Annotated in this window: 10 protein-coding genes; all 10 read left to right on the top strand. The window is 49.7% G+C overall.

Annotated elements, in window-relative coordinates; all coding sequences use genetic code 11:
* Window positions 1-158: 158 nt before the first annotated feature.
* The 10 genes from JW883_16225 to JW883_16270 all read left to right on the top strand — a co-directional run bounded on the left by JW883_16225 (window position 159) and on the right by JW883_16270 (window position 21,659).
* Window positions 159-404 (top strand): HTH domain-containing protein, encoded by a 246-nt coding sequence (locus JW883_16225; protein ID MBN1843813.1) that lies wholly within the window; start codon window positions 159-161, stop codon window positions 402-404.
* Window positions 401-5,605, top strand: coding sequence for a DEAD/DEAH box helicase (locus tag JW883_16230; protein MBN1843814.1), 5,205 nt, complete (start codon window positions 401-403; stop codon window positions 5,603-5,605). The genes JW883_16225 and JW883_16230 overlap by 4 nt, the downstream gene beginning before the upstream one ends.
* A 143-nt stretch (window positions 5,606-5,748) precedes the next feature.
* The gene (locus tag JW883_16235; protein MBN1843815.1) at window positions 5,749-8,568 is read left to right on the top strand and encodes a DEAD/DEAH box helicase; all 2,820 of its coding nucleotides are present in this window, start codon (window positions 5,749-5,751) and stop codon (window positions 8,566-8,568) included.
* A gap of 13 nt (window positions 8,569-8,581) precedes the next feature.
* On the top strand, window positions 8,582-13,081 hold the full coding sequence (locus JW883_16240) for an N-6 DNA methylase (GenBank protein MBN1843816.1): 4,500 nt from the start codon (window positions 8,582-8,584) through the stop codon (window positions 13,079-13,081).
* Window positions 13,082-13,096: 15 nt separating this feature from the next.
* Entirely contained in the window at window positions 13,097-15,154 is a 2,058-nt protein-coding gene (locus JW883_16245; GenBank protein MBN1843817.1) for a hypothetical protein, read from the top strand.
* A gap of 329 nt (window positions 15,155-15,483) precedes the next feature.
* A complete protein-coding gene (locus tag JW883_16250; protein MBN1843818.1) occupies window positions 15,484-17,403 on the top strand; it encodes an AAA family ATPase in 1,920 nt (639 codons plus the stop codon).
* 1 nt (window position 17,404) lies between these two features.
* On the top strand, window positions 17,405-19,342 hold the full coding sequence (locus JW883_16255) for an ATP-dependent helicase (GenBank protein MBN1843819.1): 1,938 nt from the start codon (window positions 17,405-17,407) through the stop codon (window positions 19,340-19,342).
* A gap of 108 nt (window positions 19,343-19,450) precedes the next feature.
* The gene (locus JW883_16260; GenBank protein ID MBN1843820.1) at window positions 19,451-20,479 is read left to right on the top strand and encodes a toll/interleukin-1 receptor domain-containing protein; all 1,029 of its coding nucleotides are present in this window, start codon (window positions 19,451-19,453) and stop codon (window positions 20,477-20,479) included.
* A 38-nt stretch (window positions 20,480-20,517) separates the two neighbouring features.
* On the top strand, window positions 20,518-20,658 hold the full coding sequence (locus JW883_16265; protein MBN1843821.1) for a hypothetical protein: 141 nt from the start codon (window positions 20,518-20,520) through the stop codon (window positions 20,656-20,658).
* 245 nt (window positions 20,659-20,903) lie between these two features.
* Complete coding sequence (locus JW883_16270; GenBank protein ID MBN1843822.1) at window positions 20,904-21,659, top strand: hypothetical protein; 756 nt, start codon at window positions 20,904-20,906, stop codon at window positions 21,657-21,659.
* The last annotated feature ends 51 nt before the right edge of the window (window positions 21,660-21,710 follow it).

Below are 21,710 nucleotides of genomic sequence, written 5' to 3' on the forward strand. Positions count from 1 at the left end.
GTGAGTAATGACACGACATGTCTCCGCGTATACCAAAATTGAAAAGCTGTGTCCAGCAAAATTTAAGAGTTCACCGAATATTTACAAAAAAAGTCCACCTTTTTTAATGATATTCCCAACTTAATCCTTAGATACCCAAGTCTGAATGTGAGGATGGCATGCGGGGTGACCAACTGGCCAGACAGTGGCGTATTTTGCGGACCATTGAATCCCGAAGTCATGGGATCACTGTCGCGGAGCTTGGTGAACAGGAAGGCTGCCACACCCGCACGATCTGGCGTGATCTCGTAGCTATCCAGGCTGCCGGTAAATCAAATCCCCGACCACAAGAAGCTTTCTCAATAAGCCTGACATACATGAGTACAATGTCGCCAAAGCCCCACCTGGGAGAAAACCGAGCATGAATATATTCGGCCTACGTGACAGGCTAGTCAAAGACTACGCAAACTACGTCAAGAGTTTTATCCTGATCCAGGACGGACGTATTCGCAGACATGTCGAGGAAAACCTAGAGGATGGTCTCCTTTGGCCTGATCCTCTCATCCAGATGAATCCCTCCTTTGAGCCTGGCGAATGGATCGACGAACTTGTCCAACAAGATATTCTACACGAAGAGTGCAGCCGCATATTCAGAATCAAGCAGGACCCGCAAGAAGAGGGAAAGCCGCTACGTCTCCACCGACACCAGTCAGATGCAGTCAAAGCAGCCAAAACTGAAAATAACTATGTCCTGACAACCGGCACCGGTTCTGGGAAAAGTTTGGCCTACATAGTTCCTATCGTGGATCATGTGCTGCGTTTTGGGTCGGGAAATGGCATCCAGGCGATTATTGTCTACCCCATGAATGCTCTGTGTAACAGCCAGTATGGGGAACTTGAAAAATTCCTTTGCTACGGTTACCCGAAAGGAGCTGAACCGGTTCGTTTTGCCAGATACACAGGCCAGGAAAAAGATGAAGAAAGGCAGAAGATTATTGCAAGTCCCCCCGATATTCTGCTCACCAACTATGTGATGCTTGAGCTAATCCTCACCAGACCATACGAGAAAAACATCGTTGAAGCAGCTCAGGGTTTACGCTTCCTGGTCCTTGACGAGTTGCACACCTATCGCGGGAGACAGGGAGCAGACGTATCATTGCTGGTCCGGCGTGTGCGGGATGCCTGCAATGCAGCAAATGTTCACTGCATCGGCACTTCGGCTACTTTGGCTGGTCCGGGAACATATGAGGAGCAAAGGGTAGAAATCGCAAAAGTCGCTACAAAGCTGTTTGGAGACACAGTCAAGCCTGAGATGGTAATCGGTGAAACCTTGAAAAGAGCAACCCCTGAAGCAAATTTATCGGATCCTTCCTTTGTCAAGCAATTAAAGGAAAGGGTTTCAGATACAGAGCGCCACCCGCCGTCAGATTTTCCGAACTTCATTGGGGACCCCTTATCCATCTGGATTGAAGACACCTTCGGAATAACCACCGAGAAGGAATCGGGCAGGCTCATCAGAACCAGGCCCAAAAGCATTACAGGACGTGACGGCGCGGCCAAAAAGCTGAGTGAGTTGACCGAAGTGGATGAAACCCGCTGTATTAAAGCCATACAAGAAGGGCTACTGGCGGGGTATCAATGCTCACACCCTGACACAGGTTTTCCAGCTTTTGCTTTTCGTTTGCATCAGTTCATAAGCCGGGGGGACAATGTCTACGCTTCACTCGACCCTGCCGAATCCAGGTTTATTACGGTGTACGGCCAACAGTTTGTTCCAGGAGACCGCTCTCGCATCCTTCTGCCTGTTGTCTTCTGCCGGGAGTGCGGCCAGGAATACTATTGTGTGCGTGTCGAAAAAGACCCCGAAACCAACCAAAGAGTCTTTCAAGCCAGAGATCTTACTGATCGTTACCACGATGACGAGACCGAGGCCGGATTCCTTTATTACAATTGCGAAAAGCCGTGGCCGGAAACCATGGATGAGATTGTTGATCGAGTTCCAAGTGACTGGCTTGAGGAGCATAAGGGCTCCGTCCGGTTAAAGAGAGATCAAAAGAAGAACCTTCCCGAACGAGTACGAATCGGACCGGATGGGCGAGGTTCTGATGACGCAATTCCATACCACTATACTAGAGCCCCATTTCGTTTCTGTCTGAATTGCGGTGTGTCATACGGGGCTCGTCAGGTCTCAGACATCGGAAAATTGACAGCTCTTGGCACTGAAGGCCGGAGCACAGCTACGACCATTCTCAGCCTTTCTGCCGTCCGCCACCTAAAAAAAGAAAAAGAAGATACCCTTCCTGAAAAGGCAAGAAAACTACTGAGTTTTACAGACAATCGCCAAGACGCTTCTCTTCAGGCCGGCCACTTCAATGATTTCGTGGAAATAGGCCTCCTTCGTTCAGCCCTTTACAAAGCGGGAAAGGCTGCCGGGCCGGACGGCTTAAGTCACGATGAATTGACCCACACGGTTTTTGAAGCCTTTGACCTTCCGCTTCATTTGTATGCGGCCGATCCTGACGTTAAATTCCACGCAAAGGAGGAGACAAAAAAAGCCTTAAGAAACGTGATCGGTTACAGACTCTACCATGACTTGCGTCGTGGCTGGAGGGTCACTTCTCCAAACCTGGAACAGTGTGGACTTCTGGAAATTGGCTATCCCTCTTTGAAAGAGCTTTGCGAGGCTGAGGAGGAATGGAACAATTGCCATCCTGCCTTGCTTACAGCCACACCAGAAACCCGGTTTGCCGTTTGCAAGGTGCTACTTGACCTGATGAGAAGGGAGCTGGCCATTAAGGTGGACTATTTGAATCCCCAGTTTCAAGAAAGGATTCAGCAGCAGAGCTACCAGCGACTCATTCCCCCCTGGGCCATCGATGAAAAAGAAACCATAGTGGAAGCTGCAGTCTGTTACCCCCGTCCAAGAAGACGTAGAGATTACGGCGGGGATTTTTTCCTGTCTCCTCGCAGTCTGTTCGGCCAATATCTACGTCGTCCCGCCACCTTCCCGGATAATGATGAAAAACTTGGCCTCGATGCCACGCAAGAACTCATTTTACAGTTACTTAAGATACTTCGTGTGGCAGGGCTTGTCGAAGAGGTGACTCCTGCCAAAGAGAAAGACCAGGTGCCTGGGTATCAGATGCCGGGTGCTGCCATCCACTGGATAGCGGGAGACGGAACCAAACCATTTCACGACCCACTCAGAGTCCCTACCAAATCGGAAGCAGGCGGGAGAACAAATCCCTTCTTTGTGTCCTTCTATCAAGAGATCGCCTCTGAGGGTAAGGGGATTGAGGCCAGGGAGCATACGGCTCAGGTCCCCTATGAGCTCAGGGAAGAACGAGAAGAGGCCTTCAGGGAAGGAAGGCTCCCCATCCTATACTGCTCTCCCACCATGGAGCTGGGAATAGACATAGCTACCCTGAATGTAGTTAATATGAGAAATATTCCTCCCACCCCTGCTAACTATGCCCAGAGGAGCGGCCGGGCTGGCAGAAGCGGGCAGCCTGCTTTGGTCTTTTCTTATTGCACAACCGGCAGCCCTCACGATCAGTACTTCTTCAAGCGCCCTGAACGCATGGTTGCAGGCGCGGTTGCGCCTCCAAAGCTTGAGCTTGCAAATGAAGATTTGATCAAGGCCCATGTTCATGCCGTGCGCTTGGCAGCAGGTACGGGTCAATCTTTGGGAAGTTCCCTGAAAGATATTTTGGATGTCACCGGAGAAGAGCCCACACTCGCACTCCAACATTTAGTGCAAGATTTCTTCCAGAACGACAAGGCCAAGAAAGAAGCCCTTGATCGTTGTAAGCGTATCCTGGCAAGCATTGAAGATGATTTGACAGCCGCAGACTGGTACAGTGACGGATGGCTGGAAGAGGTTTTGAACAAAGTGGTTTTGAGTTTTGAGCAAGCCTGCGACCGCTGGCGTTCCCTTTACCGCTCAGCCGCCAAACAAAGGGACACCCAGCACAAGATTATCATGGATGCCTCCCGACCACTTGAACACAAAAAGGAGGCAAAGCGCCTCCGCCGTGAGGCTGAGGCACAACTGGACTTGCTCCTTGAGTTTCGTAGCGTCATCCAGTCGGATTTTTACAGCTACCGGTATTTTGCAAGCGAAGGCTTTCTCCCCGGATACAATTTTCCCAGACTTCCTCTTTCAGCCTACATTCCGGGACGGCGCCACCGCCAAGACGATTTCCTCTCACGCCCCCGGTTTCTTGCGATCTCCGAATTTGGGCCAAGAAGCATTGTGTATCATGAAGGCTCTCGCTACATCATCAACAAAGTGATCATGCCGGTAGGCGATCCAATAACCGGTGACGAGGAAGTCCTCACTACTTCCGCCAAGCTGTGTCCTGAATGCGGCTACCTTCACCCTATCTCGGACGGCAGTCAGGGCCTGGATCTCTGCGAATATTGTAAGCATCCACTCGAGGCGTCTCTCAGCCAGCTCTTTCGCCTCCAGAATGTCTCAACTAAACGCAGGGATCGGATCAACTGTGATGAAGAAGAACGCTTGCGGCTGGGCTACGAGATCAAGACAGGTGTTCGCTTTGCTTTACATGGAGGAAAGCCATCCTTCAGAACAGCCTCGCTGGAGCATTCTGCCAACGGTTCGCTATCCACTCTGACCTATGGCCACGCAGCCACCCTCTGGCGGATCAATCTCGGGTGGGCACGCCGCAGGATTAAGCAGCAATATGGTTTTGTTCTTGATATTGAAAGGGGCTACTGGGCAAGAAATGAACAAGGCGGTGAGGAAGATGAATCAGATCCTATGAGTGCAAAGACATCGAGGGTAGTGCCTTTTGTGGAGGACCATCGAAACTGTCTCCTCTTTCAACCTGCCAAGTCGTTAGATGAAAATCAGATGGCCTCCATTCAAGCAGCACTGAAGCGGGCCATCCAAACGTGTTACCAACTGGAGGATAATGAGCTGGCAGCAGAACCTTTGCCCAGCATGGAAAATCGAAAGGTTATTCTTTTTTACGAAGCAGCCGAAGGAGGAGCCGGTGTTTTGCGACAGCTCATCTCCGAGCCTGATGCCTTTGCCAACGTTGCCAGAGAAGCATTGGACGTGTGTCATTTTGATCCTGAAACCGGCGAAGATAGACACCGGGCTCCACGGGCCAGGGAGGATTGCGAGGCAGCCTGTTACGATTGTCTCATGACATATAGCAACCAGAGAGACCACACTATACTCGACCGCAGGGCCATTCAACAGATACTCCTTGATTACGCGACATCGAAGGTTTCAGCGTCACCCACAGAGGATCCCCGGGCCGAACATCTAAGAAAACTCATGAACCAGGCCGATTCAAAGCTTGAGAAAGACTGGCTTGATTTTCTGGAGGCACAAGATCTTCGCCTGCCCTCCAAGGCACAATATTTCATGGAAGCCTGCAAGACACGTCCTGATTTTTTCTACGAAGAGCACCTGGCAGTGATTTACGTGGACGGGCCTGTGCATGATTATCTGGAGCGGGCAAAGCGCGATGCCGAGCAGACTGATTGTCTGGAAGATTTGGGCTACACAGTCATCCGCTTTGGCCATCAAGAAGATTGGAACAAGATTATCGCCAAGTTTCCCCATGTTTTCGGAGCAAGAAAGGGCAGTTGATGTCAGACACATAGAAATAAATCTGACACGATAACAGGATAGATATGATGTAAATAAAAGAACAGATCACCAGGACAAAAAAATCATCCAGTCAATCCTGTTTATCCTGTCAAAAAGATAACCCAACTATTTCAGGACAAACCATGGACTTTGCAGTAGGATCACTGGTTCAAACACGTAGCCGGGAGTGGGTAGTGCTTCCTGACTCCCAGGAGGATCTTCTTGTTTTGCGTCCTCTTGGTGGCACGGACGATGAAGTTACCGGGATCTATCTCCCCCTGGAAAAGGTGAGGACAGCCACCTTCTCCCTTCCTGATCCTTCCCAAATTGGTGATTTTCGCTCGTGCCGTCTATTGAGAGATGCCATTCGCTTGGGATTTCGTTCAAGCAGCGGACCTTTCCGCTCATTTGCCAAAATAGGAGTTGATCCTCGGCCTTACCAGCTTGTTCCATTGCTGGTGGCCCTCAAGCTGGACCCAGTACGCATCCTTATTGCCGACGACGTAGGAATCGGAAAAACCATAGAGGCCGGTCTGGTGGCCCGAGAACTCCTCGACCGGGGGGAAGTCACGCGTCTGGCCGTGCTCTGTCCTCCGCACTTGGGAGAGCAGTGGCAAGCAGAGCTAAGCGACAAGTTCCACATCCAGGCCGAACTCGTGCTTCCCAGCACGGCCGCCAGGCTGGAGCGTCGTTGTGCTGTTGGGCAGTCTCTCTTTGATCTTTATCCCTATGTGGTTGTCTCCATGGACTACATAAAAACTGATCGCCGCCGCGACGAATTTATCAGGACCTGCCCGGAACTCGTCATAGTAGATGAGGCCCACACATGTGCTTATGCGCAACACCAACGCGGAAGCCGTCACCAACGAAATCGCCTTGTCAAAGGTCTTGCCCAGGATCCAAACCGCCACCTCATCCTGGTAACAGCCACGCCGCACAGTGGAAAAGAGGAGGCATTCCGATCGCTCCTTGCCTTTCTTGATCCCACATTCGGGAGTCTCCCGGAAAATGTGGCTGGACCCGAAAATGAGCCCCATCGGAGACGGCTCGCTGCCCATTTCGTCCAGCGCCGCCGGGCGGATATCCGCCACTACATGAAAACTGAAACTCCATTCCCCGCGCGGGAAGATGCAGAGGCGTCCTACACCCTGGGGGAAGGCTCGCCTTACAAGCGCCTTTTCGACAAGGTGTTCAAATACGCCAGGGAGACCGTGGCTGACCCAAAGGGTGGGGCCCACCGCCAGCGAGTCCGGTGGTGGTCGGCCCTGGCCTTGCTACGATCCCTGGCAAGCAGCCCGGCTGCCGCTGCGGCCACCCTACGCAACCGTGCTGCTGTTGCCGATACCGAAACGGTCGAAGAAGCAGACGAAATCGGCCGCCGAACCATCCTGGATATAGATATTGAAGATGCGGGAGAAGCAGAAGAACTCATCCCGGGGAGTGACCCTGGCGAAGAAGACGCCGAAGCAAAGCGCAATCGCCGGCTATTGCTCCAGATGGCCCGAGAGGCTGATGCTCTTGCCGGCAAGAAAGATGTGAAGCTCCAGAAAGCTATCCCTTTGATCAAGGATTTCATCAAAGACGGCCACCAACCCATTCTGTTTTGTCGCTTTATTCCCACGGCTGAATATGTTGCAGAGGCCCTTCGCAAAGCCCTGCCCAACGATGTGGCGGTAACTGCTGTCACCGGCACTTTGCCACCAGCCGAGCGGGAAGAGCGTGTGCTCCAGCTTGGTGAAAACCCCAAGCACGTCCTTGTTTGCACCGACTGTCTTAGTGAGGGAATCAACCTTCAGCAGCATTTTGATGCGGTCATGCACTACGATCTGAGCTGGAACCCAACCCGTCATGAGCAAAGAGAAGGCAGGGTGGATCGCTTTGGCCAACCCGAAGACAAAGTGCGGGTTCTGACCTACTACGGGTTGGATAATCAAATCGATGGTATTGTGTTGGACGTGCTTCTCCGAAAGCACAAAAAGATCCGAAGTTCTCTGGGCATATTTGTTCCGGTGCCGGGCGACACGAACATGGTAGTTGAGGCCATATTCGAGGGCCTCCTTCTCAGGGAGCAGGCTGGGAGCCGCCAGTTCTCGTTCGACTTCCTGCATGAGACCCGCGATGATCTTCACGCGAAGTGGGACGATGCCACAGCGCGAGAAAAACGTTCCCGCACAATGTTTGCCCAGGAATCCATCAAAGCTGATGAAGTGGCAAATGAACTTGAGGCGACTCGGACCGCCATTGGTTCCGGGGTTGATGTTAGCAACTTCGTTCAAGAGGCCTTGAGGGCACAGGGGGCGGTCATCACTTCCCGCAAAAATCGTTTCCACTTTGATATCTCCGAGGTTCCTAGGGCACTCAAGGAAACCCTACCAATTGGAGACAAAGACCGGTTTGAAGCGAGTTTCGAACTCCCAGTAAAAGAGGGTGTCCTTTACCTGAATCGGACGCACCCAGTGGTGGAGGCATTGGCTTCTTACGTGATGAATACTTCCCTTGATCCGTTGGTTGAGGGTGCAGCAAAACGCTGCGGAGTAATCCGCACACGCAAGGTAGAAAGGCGCACAACATTGCTCCTTGTGCGTTTTCGCTACCATATTATCACTCTCAAGGAAGGAGCAGAAACTCCTCTTCTTGCCGAAGAATGCCAGCTTTTGGGATTTTCAGGATCTCCCGAAAAAGCAAAGTGGTTGAATCAAGAAAGAGCTGAAGCCCTCCTTTTGAGCGAGCCGGATGCCAACATCAGCCCCGACTTGGCTTCTAATGCCATAACCAGGATCATTGACGGGTTTGATCACCTCAGGCCCAGGCTGGAAAAGGAGGCAAAAAGCCGGGCTGAGAGACTCCTCGATGCGCACCGCCGGGTTAGAATGGCCGCACGGCTTCGCGGCCTGCGATACAAGGTGGAGCCCCACCTTCCCCCGGATGTGTTGGGGATTTACGTATATCTTCCTGTGATCTGACAAGGAAACAAGTATGCGTCGGAGCCATCGAGAGATCTTTGCCACCATTAAGACAGAAGGAGCTCTGCTCCCCGTAGAAATCCTTCAACGGATTGCAAAAGGGGATCGGGATCTTGAGGGTCTTTCGCCTGAGTCATATCATCTTTCCAAGAACGAAAAGCTCAATGAGGTAATCAACCGGGCCTGGAACCGTTGTGAGGGTGCATGGCGTTCCTTCCAGGGTACAGCAGACATCCTTCCAGAATCCGATGCCGGCACTACAGTCACGAGGGAGCGCTGGCTTCTCATCCTCTTTCAAGAGCTGGGTTATGGCAGGCTTTTGACACAAAAAGCGCAGCACATCAACGGAAAGAGCTATCCCATTAGCCACGCCTGGCATCATACCCCGATTCACCTTATCAGCTTTCGACAGGACTTAGGAAGTCGCATACCAGGGGTTGCTGGCGCCGCCCGAATGAACCCCCACGGCATGGTTCAAGAGTTTCTCAATCGATCGGATGATCATCTCTGGGGCATCGTCTCAAACGGCCTGAGGCTCCGCCTTCTCAGAGATAATTTTAGCCTTACACGTCAGGCTTATGTGGAGTTCGACCTGGAGGCCATGATGTCAGGTGAAGTTTATTCCGACTTCATACTCCTTTACATGGTCCTTCACCAGTCACGTGTGGAGGCAGAAAGGCCAGAGCAGTGCTGGCTTGAGCGATGGAGCGACGAGGCCAAGCGTCGAGGCACCCGTGCCCTGGAGCAACTCAGAAGCGGGGTCCACCAGGCAATCCAAGCTTTCGGCCAAGGCTTTCTTGTCCATCCAGGCAATTCCAGCCTTCGCCAGGAACTTCAATCCGGTGTGTTGACTCCTCATGGACTCTACGAGCAACTCTTAAGGCTGGTTTATCGGTTGATCTTTCTTTTTGTTGCTGAAGATAGACATCTCCTTTTAGGTACAGATGCTCCGCCTGAAGCCCGAAGCCGTTATTTGGATCATTATTCTCTTACTCGTATCCGCCGCATTGCAGGACGTCTCAGGGGCACACAGCACGGAGACCTGTGGCAAGGTCTAAGAGTCACTTTTCAATGTCTGATAGACGGACAGTCGGCGTTGGGGCTATCTCCACTGGGAGGATTCCTCTTCTCACAAGATTCTCTTACCGGTCTGAATCCTTGCGAGCTTTCAAACGATGCCTTGCTCACAGGCGTGCGTCACTTGAGCTTTACCCAGGACAATCGAATGCTTCGACCGGTCGACTATCGCAATTTAGGAACAGAGGAATTGGGGAGTGTGTATGAGAGTCTCCTTGAACTTCATCCGGAAGTCAATGTTGCTGCTTCCACCTTTGAGCTCAAAGTCGCTGCCGGGTCAGAACGGAAAACCACTGGTTCATATTACACCCCATCCTCTCTCATTAGCTGTCTCCTTGACTCTGCACTGGCGTCGGTAATTGCCAGGAAGCTTAAGGAACCGGATTCCGAAAAGGCCCTCCTTGATCTCAAAGTAGTGGACCCCGCATGTGGCTCCGGTCATTTTCTCATTGCAGCCGCGCATCGCATAGGTAAACACTTAGCTATTATTCGCACAGGGGAAATTGAGCCTCCACCTGAGGAGCGGCGAAAAGCATTGCGGGATGTAGTCTCCCACTGCATTTATGGTGTGGATGTTAATCCATTGGCTGTGGAACTTTGTAAGGTGGCGCTCTGGATTGAGACTTTGGATCCTGGCCGCCCCTTGGGATTCTTGGATCACCGCATCAAGTGTGGCAATTCCCTCATAGGGGCAACCCCGGAATTACTGGAAAAGGGTATTCCCGATGATGCCTTCAAGCCGGTAGAGGGAGACGATAAGAAGGTTGCCACCGCTATACGAAAGAAAAACAGAGGAGAATGTCGGGGCCAACATGATCTTTTCGCGGGAGTAACAGCGGCTCCTGATTGGCAAGAGGCGGTTGAAGGCTTTCAGAAGTGGGGTAGTATGCCTGAAAATGCTTTTCATCAGGTGTGCGAGAAGGCCGCTCAATACGGAACCCTGCGAGAAAAGCCAGCCTATCAGCATGAAAAACAGATTGCCAATCTCTGGACCGCTGCTTTTTTCTGGCCGTTGAGCGATGATACAGTAACTACAGTACCAACAGAGGATATTTTTCGACGATTTCAAGGGGGAGGTTACCAGCTAAGAGAAGAAGCGCAGAAGCAGATGGAGGATTTGTCCTCCAAGCACGGCTTTTTTCACTGGCACCTTGAGTTTCCGGAGGTGTTCACAGAAGGTGGGGAAGGAGGCTTTGACTGTGTATTGGGGAACCCCCCTTGGGAACGCATCAAACTCCAGGAAAAGGAGTTCTTTGCCCAAGAAGACCCAGAAATTGCCACTGCGTCCAATGCTGCAGCTAGAAAAAAGCTCATTGCTCAACTTCCAGAAACCAACCCCAATCTATGGAAGGAATTTTGGGAGGCTAAGCGGGCTTCAGAGTGCGAAAGCAACTTCATGAGAGCGTCAAGTCGATACCCTCTGAGTGCTGTAGGCGATATCAACACCTACCAGATCTTCGCAGGCCTTGCGAGGGATCTCATTCAGAAGAATGGTCGGGCTGGAATTGTTGTGCCAAGCGGCATCGCTACGGATGATAGCAACAAGAAGTTCTTCGCTGATCTCACAGAAAAAGGAGCCTTGGTCAGCCTTTATGACTTTGAGAATCGAGAAGGCATTTTCCCTGCCGTTCACAGATCTTACAAGTTCTGCCTTCTTACAGTGGGCAGAACCGATGCAGCCCCGAACGGTACGGATTTCGCTTTTTTCCTCACAAATATTAGCCACATGAAGGAGGAAGATCGGCACTTTTTCCTGTCTGCCAAAGATATCTCTCTTCTCAATCCGAATACCCGTACCTGCCCGATCTTCCGAAGGAAGAGAGATGCAGAGATCACAAAGGACATCTACCGCCGGGTACCCGTGCTCATTAACGAAAGCAAAGGGGAAGATGGGAATCCTTGGGGCATAAGCTTTCTTCGCATGTTTGACATGACAAATGATTCCCATCTGTTTGGAACACGGGAACAATTGGAGGCGGACCACTGCGAACTGAGAGGTAACATTTTTGCTGGTGCTGATGGACGACTTCTTCCCCTCTATGAAGCTAAGATGATCCACCAATTCGATCATCGATATTCATCAATGGTTGGTAAGGATATTGCTTCTATGAGCGGTGTTCCTGCCGAGCTTTCTTCAGACGTCGAGCATGCTGATCCGCATTATATGGTCTTGCCAAGGCATTGGGTTCCTGAGGGAGAAATGAAGACGAGGCTTCTTACAGCTTGCCCGGAGGATTGCTATCCAATAGTTTTCAGGGATGTCTGTCGCTCGACGGATATTCGAACATTCATAGCATGTATGATTCCAAAGAATATCGCGGTTGCCAATTCCCTGCCGGTATTGATAGCCTCTAATGCTAATCCGTTGGAGGCTTGCCTTTTGTTGGCTAACTTCTGTTCGATCCCTTTCGATTTCATTGCACGTCTTAAGGTCGGAGGTATCCACTTGAACTTCTTTATCGTTCGTCAACTTCCGTGCCCTCGACCACTAGACCTTCAGGAATGGCGCCTGGAAGTTGGTCTACGAGTCCTTGAACTGACATATACTTCCACCGACATGGGAACGTTAGCTCAGAATTTGTGGAACAGCATTTATTCTTCCGATGGGAAACCGAGGCCACTTCTTGACCCCTTCAAATGGGACGAGGAACGGCGATTTAAAATTCGTTGCGAGCTTGATGCTATGTTCTTCCATATTTACGGGATTGAACGTGATAACGTGGATTACATTATGGAGACTTTCCCCATTATGAAACGGAAGGATGAGCAGAAATATGGTGAATACCGAACCAAACGGGTAATTCTTGAGTGCTACAATGCCATGGCAGAAGCCATGAAAACCGGTCGGCCTTACCAGACAATCCTCGATCCACCTGCAGCGGATCCCAGCCTTGCTCATCCACCACCCGAAGACGTCACACGTGGTGTCATGATCGATACGGCATTTCCTCGGACTGATGCTGAAAGACTCCTTTGCGCAGCAACACTCGAACTCATCCGTACCGTCGGGGACATGCCGAGCGAGGCGTACCTCGATGCCCTCTATCTCGCTACTCATCCCGAGCACTGTGAAGTGTTTCTCCCAGATGCGGAAAAACCTAAATACAGGCGCGCTATGAAAAAGGCACCCCAATCGCTATTCTTGCCCGAAGGGCAGCGGATGAATTGGCTGCGAGTTCGAGATTACTTGGAAGTGGCTGGAGCAATCAAGATCGCTGATCGCCGAGGAGATCAACGCCTGTCAGGAGGACCGCACTGCATGGAAATCCGAAATACGCTTCCCCATGGTGTGGCCCCGATTATTCCCTTTGCAGTTAAGGCCGCCGAAGTGCTACGGGCCGCCAAGACTGACGCTCAGACTAGGGCACGGGTATCCGATAATGTGTTTAATCAAATTCGCCGCCAAATTTCGCAAGAGTGGCTGATGTCTGCGTAAGTAGGAAAAAGTGGCATGATGCCCAACACGCATCTCAAATTATCGCTTAAACGGACAGACCCAGGTTTATGGTTAAGTCGAGTCATTCTCTTGGCATCGACAAAACCTCTTCAGCCAATTCGCGAAATTTCTCTTCACTGTGGACTTAACATTATCTGGGGCATGGATGAAGACGGCGGCGCTGAAGATCGGATTGTTGTTGCTGGGCACGGTGTTGGCAAGACAACTTTCTGTCGGTTGCTACGATATTGTTTGGGTGAAGCGACATTTGGCACGAAAAGGGCTCGTGAGCAGATTCGACTCGCATTTCCGCAGGGCTACGTTGGCGCAGAGATTCATCTTCAGGGCGGACAATGGGCGGTCGCACGTCCAATTGGGACCGGTAGGTTATCATATGCTGCTAAGGATGTAACAGTTGAAGAACTATTGGACAATCGTCCTGGCTCAGACTCGTACCACAAGTTCAGAGATGTGATAGAAGATGCCATACTGGGTGACTTGGCCAAGAGGACGGTGGCAGGATCAAAGCACACGATCAGGTGGGAACATCTTCTTGCTTGGTGTACTCGCGACCAAGAAGCTCGTTTCCAGAGTATATGGCAGTGGCGTTCGCCAAGGAGCGAGTCTGAAACCCCTGCTTTCGAGAGACCTAAGGCTGATAGCCTCTATGTTATGCGTGCAGTTTTTGGGCTGTTGACCGGTGAAGAAGTCAATCTCACAGAGCGCTTGGCAACTGTACAGCAAGAGATTGCCGAGACGGAAAGGAATATTGTCGAGCGTCAAAAGGAACCCGAATACTGGTCACGCCATTATGCCAAAAGGCTCAAGGGTCTTCTTGGCATCGATCAAACTGAAGATATTCGCTTAGCGCAAAATGGTCTATTCGGTTTGTCCAATAGAATTTCGATAGAAAAAGACCGGCTCACAAAGGAAGCTGACGCTTTTTATAGCGAAATCACGGATCTCGATGAGAAGATATCCGAAATTTCTGCGGGAATCCAAGCGGTTGAGAAAGAATTGACCCTGCTGACCAGCTTGTTGGGGACTACTCAAGCAGGGCTGAATGAACTCGAGGCAGGTGTCATTGACAAACAGCGTGAACGCAAAGAATTGAAGGGATTTGACACTGAAATCTGCACGTATGGCAAGGTGTTCCTTAGGGACTGCGAGTACATACGCAGACGAATAAATCTACTTACTTTATCCGAAGCTGTCGACAGCAAGCATGCGGAAAAAGTTATGGTTGAACGAGAAAAGGCAATATTGGAACTCAGAAATGACATAAGTCAACAAGAAAGTGTGGTTGCAGAATTACGACAACAGCGCCAAGAACTATTGGAGGAAAGAAGGAAGCTGCAAGATCAACGTGAATTGATCATGGGACAGAAGCAAGAGCTACTGGCAACATTCGAGGAGTTGGAATCATGGACCGATCTATTGGATGGAAAGCGAGTGGATACGGTGCAGTTCGACCTCCAACGTAAGCTGAATTTATTGAATGAAGAGAAGGGGGGAGTCCAGGCACAATTGGCGGATTTACTTAAATCACACAGCGAACACATCGAAGAGTTGCGTCGAGTATTCGATGACACAGTCAAAGAAGCTCTATCCAAGGACTACAGTGGAATGGTCACGTTTGACCGCGGCGAACTTAACTTCCAGATTACTTACGGCGAGACTCTAGCAGGAGAAGCCATAGACACGCTAACGATTTTGTTAGGCGATATGAGTGCCGTTATTCTTGGGATGTGCGGTAGGGGCCACCATCCAGGATTCTTGGTGCATGACAGCCCCCGAGAAGCTGACTTAGGTGTTCGAGTTTATCACGGTTTTCTACGTTTTGTGGCAGAGTTGCATTCTCGTTGTGGTGGGGCAAATCAAGCACCATTTCAGTACATTGTTACGACCACAACAACCCCTCCGGAGGAGTTGCAAGCGCAGGAATTTGTGCGAGTGAAACTTGATGCCCGTAGCGAGGCCGGGCTGCTATTTCGAAAGCGCATTGGCGTCACGAGTCCAGGACACGGGGATAGTCGCCAATTGCTTCTCAGCGATTTAACAAATTCGGGCTAAGAGGAAATCTTGAAAGGGATAGGGGCGCTCGCAGGTACTGCAAGTTGCATTGATTTTAGCTCTCGGCCAGCTTTGGGGGTTGGCCCAGACCTCGGTCCGAGAAACGAACGAGGGGCTCATGATGTAAGTGACAAATATTGATAGCCTTGCAAAACCTACAAGAAATACAGTGAATATTCCACCAAAACTATGATTATCGAATGCTTCGATGCCATAGCAGAGGCTATAAAGACCGGTCGGCCTTACACGATGCTTGATCGACAACCAGTCGATCCACAAGTAGCTCATGAGGCAAACGATGGTGTAAGCTTGAAGGATGGAGTTGTTAAATGAAGTTGAGGGAAATAAAAATCAGAAATTTTCGCTGTCTCGTAGACGTAACCATTCCTATATCAGATACCACCGTCCTGGTAGGCGAAAATAACTCTGGCAAGACGGCTCTGCTCGAAGCATTGAGGATTGCATTGGCTCGGAGAACAGCGGGCCGAGGAACTCCCTTTAACGAATACGACTATCATATGGTCAAAGCTGGTGACTCTCCTCAAGCGAGTCAAGGCATTGTCATCGAGTTGTGGTTTCGAGAGGATTCCCCTGATGAGTGGCCTGACTCTTTGGTGCAAGCTCTTACTGATATCATCCCAATGGACCCCGAGATGGATTTGGATTCCATTGGGTTGCGACTATCGAGCAAATACGATGAGACTACAAAAGAATTTGTCACTAAATGGGAATTTCTCGCACTGGATGGGCAGCCGTTAGGAGGGAGAGGTGCAAGCCCTGGCAACCTTGCAAAATTTCTCTCATATATTCGTTTCTTTTATTTGTCCTCACTTCGTGATTCTGGAAATGAGTTTTCTCCGCGGTCCCAGTTCTGGGGACCTATTCTCCGGGACCTAAGAATAAGCGAGGAACAAACAAAAGCTCTCAGCGAGGAGCTAACGAAGCTCAATGAAGAGTTGCTGAAAGGGGACCCAAGACTTGAACAGGTAAGAGTCACTTTGGAGAAGGTCCAAGAAATTATGGAGCTGGGAGCCGGGCAAAGAACTTCAATCCAAGCATTGCCTCTTAAGCCTTGGGACTTGATGTCGAAAGCTGAGGTAGTCATCAAAACCCGGGGAGGCGAAATTGACTTTCCGCTTGCGCGTCACGGACAGGGTATGCAAAGCTTGGCTGTTCTCTTCCTTTTTCAAGCTTATATTGAAGTACTTCTCAAACCGACTTTCCAGCCAGAAACAGAGGGTATCCTGGCTTTAGAGGAGCCAGAGGCTCATCTCCATCCCCATGCGACTCGTGCTCTTGCTGCTAATTTAGACGAGCTTCAAACCCAGAAAATTGTCTCAAGCCATTCGCCTTATTTCATTCAGGAAGTCCCATTCACACACATTCGGATGTTTCGTCGTGATGGCCCATCGACCAAAGTCCTTTATGTGAGGCGGTTCTTTGTCGCTAAGGTGCCAGAAACACAAGAACTATCTAATTTCTGTGCGAACAACTCAAGCAAATTTAACTATCACAAGGGCACTCTTTCCGTGAAGGGGAGAATGGAACAGGGTGAATACCGCGCTTTGCTTAGAATTTACCCACGTCAACAAGAGGTTCATGCTGAACTCAAGCGCCTTAAGGAAGAATCTCAACTGTATCTCAGCGACAGTGACCTCACAGACCTTGATACTTTTGCTAAGCGCATTCGTGGAGAGGTTCTTTTTGCACGTGCATGGCTCCTGTGCGAGGGCCAGAGTGAATATTTGCTGTTTCGGTATTTTGCGGAATTATTGGGAAAACCATTGGATCAGGCAGGGGTAACGGTGATCGATTTTCAGAACAATGGATCACCAGGAGCATTTGTGGGCCTATCCCTAGCTTTTCAAATTCCGTGGATTATGGTCTGTGACAATGATGACGAGGGGAGGAGGTTTGTCGGGCAAGTTAAGGATCGTGGGTTGACCGATCAAAAAATTGAAGAGATTGTCCGACCGCTGCCAGGAGAAGGTGTAGATTTGGAGGATTTTCTTATCAGGAATGGATTCGTCCCAGAATATGCTGAGATCCTTGCTGAGCGAAACGTTTGTCTGAGTAAGAAAGAAGGTGAAGAAGGGTTTGAAGATGAACTTGCCAAAACGATAAGGAAAGATAAGATAGGATACACTCGTGCGCTGATTGAAAAACTTCGATCAGACAAGGCAGATAAATCAAGAGTCCCCCAATTTTTTGCCGTGGCAATCAAAGACGTAATTGCAAAGGTGGCATAACGTGAGCACCAGAGAATTTATTTCAGCACGGGAAGAGTTAAGCCCTATTCAGAAAAAGGCTGCGGAATGGGATAACACCCCTCTCCTAGTGTTGGCAGGTCCAGGCTCGGGGAAGACAAGAGTCCTTACTTGTCGAATAGCGCGCATTCTTGATTCTAGTCGTGATAAGAATTTTCGCGTTCTCGGTCTAACATTTACCAATAAGGCGGCAGACGAGATGAGGAGCCGCGTAGCTAACTTTGTTCCTGGGCAGGAAGGGCGCCTTTTCTTGGGAACTTTTCATTCATTTTGTGCGGATGTTTTGCGCCAACATGGAACACATTTGAACATCAACCCCAATTTTCATATATATTCGCAGAACATTGACCTGGACGCTGTATTGAACGATGCAGTGGAAAAAGTCAAGGAGACTTCCGATGTGGTGAGTGATCTCGACAAGAAAACACTGCCAGTTATCAGTAGACTGAAGTCACAACTCATCTTTCCCGAGCATTGCCGTGAGGTATTTAGAGATCCGGAGTTCGGAGAACGAATGGGCGTCGTTTATCCAGCCTATGAAGCGGAGCTATCCAATCGGAATGCTCTTGACTTCAACTCCTTGATCTTCAAAGTGTATCAATTGTTCACAACTTTCCCCGCTTTTGCTAAACGCTATCGAACCGTGTATCCCTATATATGCATAGATGAGTTCCAAGATACGAATCATGCTCAATATAGTCTCATCCGTGCTCTCACTGGGGATCAACACAGGAACCTATTCGTTGTTGCTGACGATGATCAGATTATCTACCAATGGAACGGGGCTAGCCACAAGCGCATTGTGGAATTTAAGAATGATTATTCACCAATGGTTATGCAGTTACCTATGAACTATAGGTGTCCACCTGAGATTGTCGAGTTAGCTAATAATCTTATCAGGCACAACTTTTTGAGAACGACCGACAAGGAGCCGCTTAAGGCATTTTGGCCTAGTCCTGGCAAAGATACAGTGCGGTTGCTTCCAAGTTTTCCCGACTTTGATGCCGAAACATACGGAATAGCCGAGGACGTCAAAAGGCATCATTATGATCACCTTGGTTCGGTCGTCATCTTGGGACGAAACCGTAAGCTACTTGAAGGTGCTGAAAATGCGCTGCGAACAGAAGGAATACCTGCTGCAATCTCTCGACGAAAGGATGAATTTGAAAGTACCCCATTCGTGTGGCTTCACTCCACCTTACGTCTTGCCAATGATAGACAAAATCTTAGTCACCTGGAAGCTGTATGTGGTACCTTTGCTCAACTAACGGGCGTAGGAGTTGATCCCGAAGAAGTCGTCGTTCGCGCCCAAGAGTCGGGCCTTGGCTACTTGCAGCACTGGATTAAGCTTGTGCGTCAAGAGACTCCGAGTGTCTCGGTAAAAGAAATAATTAATCAGACATCCCAAAGCTTGGTGGTAGGCAGGGACTTCCGCGCCTTCAGCAGATTTGCGCTCGATTGGTTTAGCAAACTAGCACAAACGCAGGATGAAGCCGACAGTGATCCAATCATCGAAGTATTTACTCGGTATGAGGAGGAGCGTTTTGTATGGGAAGAATTGATGAGAGAAATAACACTGTCTTTAGGTGACGAAATAACCTTGGAGGCGTTCCTCCAGGAACTCCAGATGCATTCAAAGGAGCCGCCCCCGAAGCCGAATACAGTAATTCTCATGACAATCCATGGTGCAAAGGGCAAAGAATTTGATTACGTTTATCTAATTGGACTTGTTGAAGATGAGTTGCCATCCTTCCAGAGTAAGAAAAAAGGCGACGATAGCCCGGAGATGGAGGAAGAACGACGTAACTGTTTCGTCGCAATTACTAGAGCCATCAAAACTATAACGCTTAGTTACGCAAGAAGATATAGGGGTTGGCCAAAGGAACCATCCAGATTCCTTTTTGAGATGGGATTGTTGTAAGGCCAAACTCTTGAAATTCAGGGGGCAGGTCTCAACTTTCCACATAAATCTTGTTGAGATCTGAGCCCTCCGTGACTTCTGAGATAGAAAGAAGACTGGAGAGTGCTTATGGCAAAGAGAGAGCACCTTAGCCTGATCAAACAAGGTGTAAGTGTCTGGAATAAATGGAGGGAAGATAACCCGAGGGAAAAGCCTGACCTAAGTGGAGCGGACCTCGTTGGGGCAAAACTCAATGAGGTGAACCTTAGTAAGGCAAACCTCCAATGGGCGGATTTCAATATGGCTGACCTCAGGGCGGCATATCTCCGTGACGCGGACCTTTTTATGGCAAACCTAATGACCGCGGACCTCACGGAGGCGGACCTTACCGAGGCAAGCCTCATGCAGGCGGACCTTTATGGTGCAGACCTCAGTAAGGCGAACCTGAGTGGAGCGGACCTCAGTTCCGCGGTACTCTGGGGGACAAACCTCCGTGAAGCGAACCTCAGCGAAACTGAGGTGGGAGAGAGCATATTCGCAGACATGGACCTCAGTGTGGTTAAACTTGATAATGTTAAACATACTTATCCTTCAACGATAGGTATCGACACCGTCTATCAGTCCAAGGGTAAAATACCTGAAGTTTTCCTTCGCGGAGCTGGCATCCCAGACACCTTTATCGACCACATCGTTGCGATAGCCAAACAACCTGACCAGTTCTATTCTTGCTTTATTAGCTATTCCAGCAAGGACGAGGACTTCGCTAAGCGGCTATACGGCGACCTACAGAGCGAAGGCATTCGCTGCTGGTTTGCGCCGGAAGACATGAAGATTGGGGATAGAATTAGGCAGGCTATTGATCAGTCTATTCGGTTGCACGACAAGCTACTGCTGGTACTTTCCAAACACTCGATTGGCAGTGAGTGGGTGGAAAAAGAGGTGGAGACAGCGTTTGAGGAGGAACGGAAGCGGAAAAAAACAGTGCTTTTTCCGGTCCGCGTGGACTCGACCGTGATGGATACTGATCAGACTTGGGCAGCTGATATTCGGCGTACCCGACACATTGGTGAGTTCACTCAGTGGAAGAACCACGAGGCCTATCAGAAGGCGCTTAACCGACTACTCCGCGATCTCAAAGAATATGATATGCACAAATGAGCAACGTATCAAGTGAATAAGGTGAGGGAAGATCCGGCATGTTATTGACTACGCTGAACAAGCCTGATGTAAAGACGTTCAAGGAAGCGTCCATGGGCGGGAGATTTGGAAGATATGGCGATGCCAAGCGCGAGGCGCAGATCCCGAAAAACTGGCCTAAGAGGAAAAGCCGTCCTTGACCAATTATGCACGCTCTGCACGAACCCGGTTAGGCGGTTGAAGTATCAAGAGGATTCGGAAGCTCTTGGGGACAAGATGCAGGCTATCATAGATTACAACGAGGATGATTGCCTGACGATGAGACTGGTGAAGGATTGGTTACAAGAAAGAACTGTTACATAACAGATCAATGATCAACATTCCACACAATTTTCCAAGCTTGCGTAATGGGCCTCGGAAGCCTGTCCTAATTTGTGGTTCGGGGATGTCTAACAGACTTGCTCCTTCGTTGGCCGATGTAAAAGAGCAATGTGTTGACGCGGAAAGAAAGCTTAACTGCTCAATTCCAAGAAATGATGGTGGCTCAGATAAGCCTGAATATCTTTATGAGTGGGCAGAACAAATTTATCAACAATTGCAGGATCGGCAAGAACCACACGCCAAACTCAAAATAGCCAAGGCTCTCGGGCTTCTTGATAATATAGCTTGGCTTGGCAAGGTTGAAGTGCCTCTTCGAGGAAATTGGCCTAGGCACAGAGTCATTGCTAGATTTGCCAGAGAAAAGAGATGGCATGCGATATGGTCACTAAACTGGGACTGCCTGCTGGAGGTTGGATTAGAAAGCGTCGGCTTCGATGAGAGCCCAACTCTGATCCAACAGCCTTGGCCCACAACCTATGTGACGTACATTACCGCGGAGGATGCAAAAGCCAGCGCTGATGACAATATGGTTACTGTTTATAAGCCCCACGGCTGCGTGAAAGCGCTCATAACAGCCCAAGAAGAATATAACAAAGGGAATCATGAACAAGCTAAATCACTTGCCGAACGTTTCGTAATTACCAAACCAGAATTAGAGGAATTAGAGCCAAAATTCCAAAATTCCACAGGTAGATCCTTGTATTTCCGTTTGCACAGTCACTTAGAATCCTGCCCCTTGGTGAGCATCGGTTGGAGTGTTTCTGAGGATTATTTGGTTGATCTTGCTAGCCTCGATTCCCATGTTAGTTTTTTGACTTAACACCACGTGGCGTTATCCAAAAATGAGTTGCAGTTTTTTCCCTCCCAACCA

The organism is Deltaproteobacteria bacterium (genome assembly GCA_016930875.1).
In the GTDB taxonomy this organism is placed as follows: Bacteria; Desulfobacterota; Desulfobacteria; order Desulfobacterales.

Excerpts from the sequence above, each read along its gene's own strand:
- JW883_16245 (MBN1843817.1), top strand. The coding sequence starts at position 13,097 with ATGATGCCCAACACGCATCTCAAATTATCGCTTAAACGGACAGACCCA.
- JW883_16235 (MBN1843815.1), top strand. The coding sequence starts at position 5,749 with ATGGACTTTGCAGTAGGATCACTGGTTCAAACACGTAGCCGGGAGTGG.
- JW883_16265 (MBN1843821.1), top strand. The coding sequence starts at position 20,518 with ATGTTATTGACTACGCTGAACAAGCCTGATGTAAAGACGTTCAAGGAA.
- JW883_16260 (MBN1843820.1), top strand. The coding sequence starts at position 19,451 with ATGGCAAAGAGAGAGCACCTTAGCCTGATCAAACAAGGTGTAAGTGTC.
- JW883_16270 (MBN1843822.1), top strand. The coding sequence starts at position 20,904 with ATGTCTAACAGACTTGCTCCTTCGTTGGCCGATGTAAAAGAGCAATGT.
- JW883_16230 (MBN1843814.1), top strand. The coding sequence starts at position 401 with ATGAATATATTCGGCCTACGTGACAGGCTAGTCAAAGACTACGCAAAC.
- JW883_16250 (MBN1843818.1), top strand. The coding sequence starts at position 15,484 with ATGAAGTTGAGGGAAATAAAAATCAGAAATTTTCGCTGTCTCGTAGAC.
- JW883_16240 (MBN1843816.1), top strand. The coding sequence starts at position 8,582 with ATGCGTCGGAGCCATCGAGAGATCTTTGCCACCATTAAGACAGAAGGA.
- JW883_16225 (MBN1843813.1), top strand. The coding sequence starts at position 159 with ATGCGGGGTGACCAACTGGCCAGACAGTGGCGTATTTTGCGGACCATT.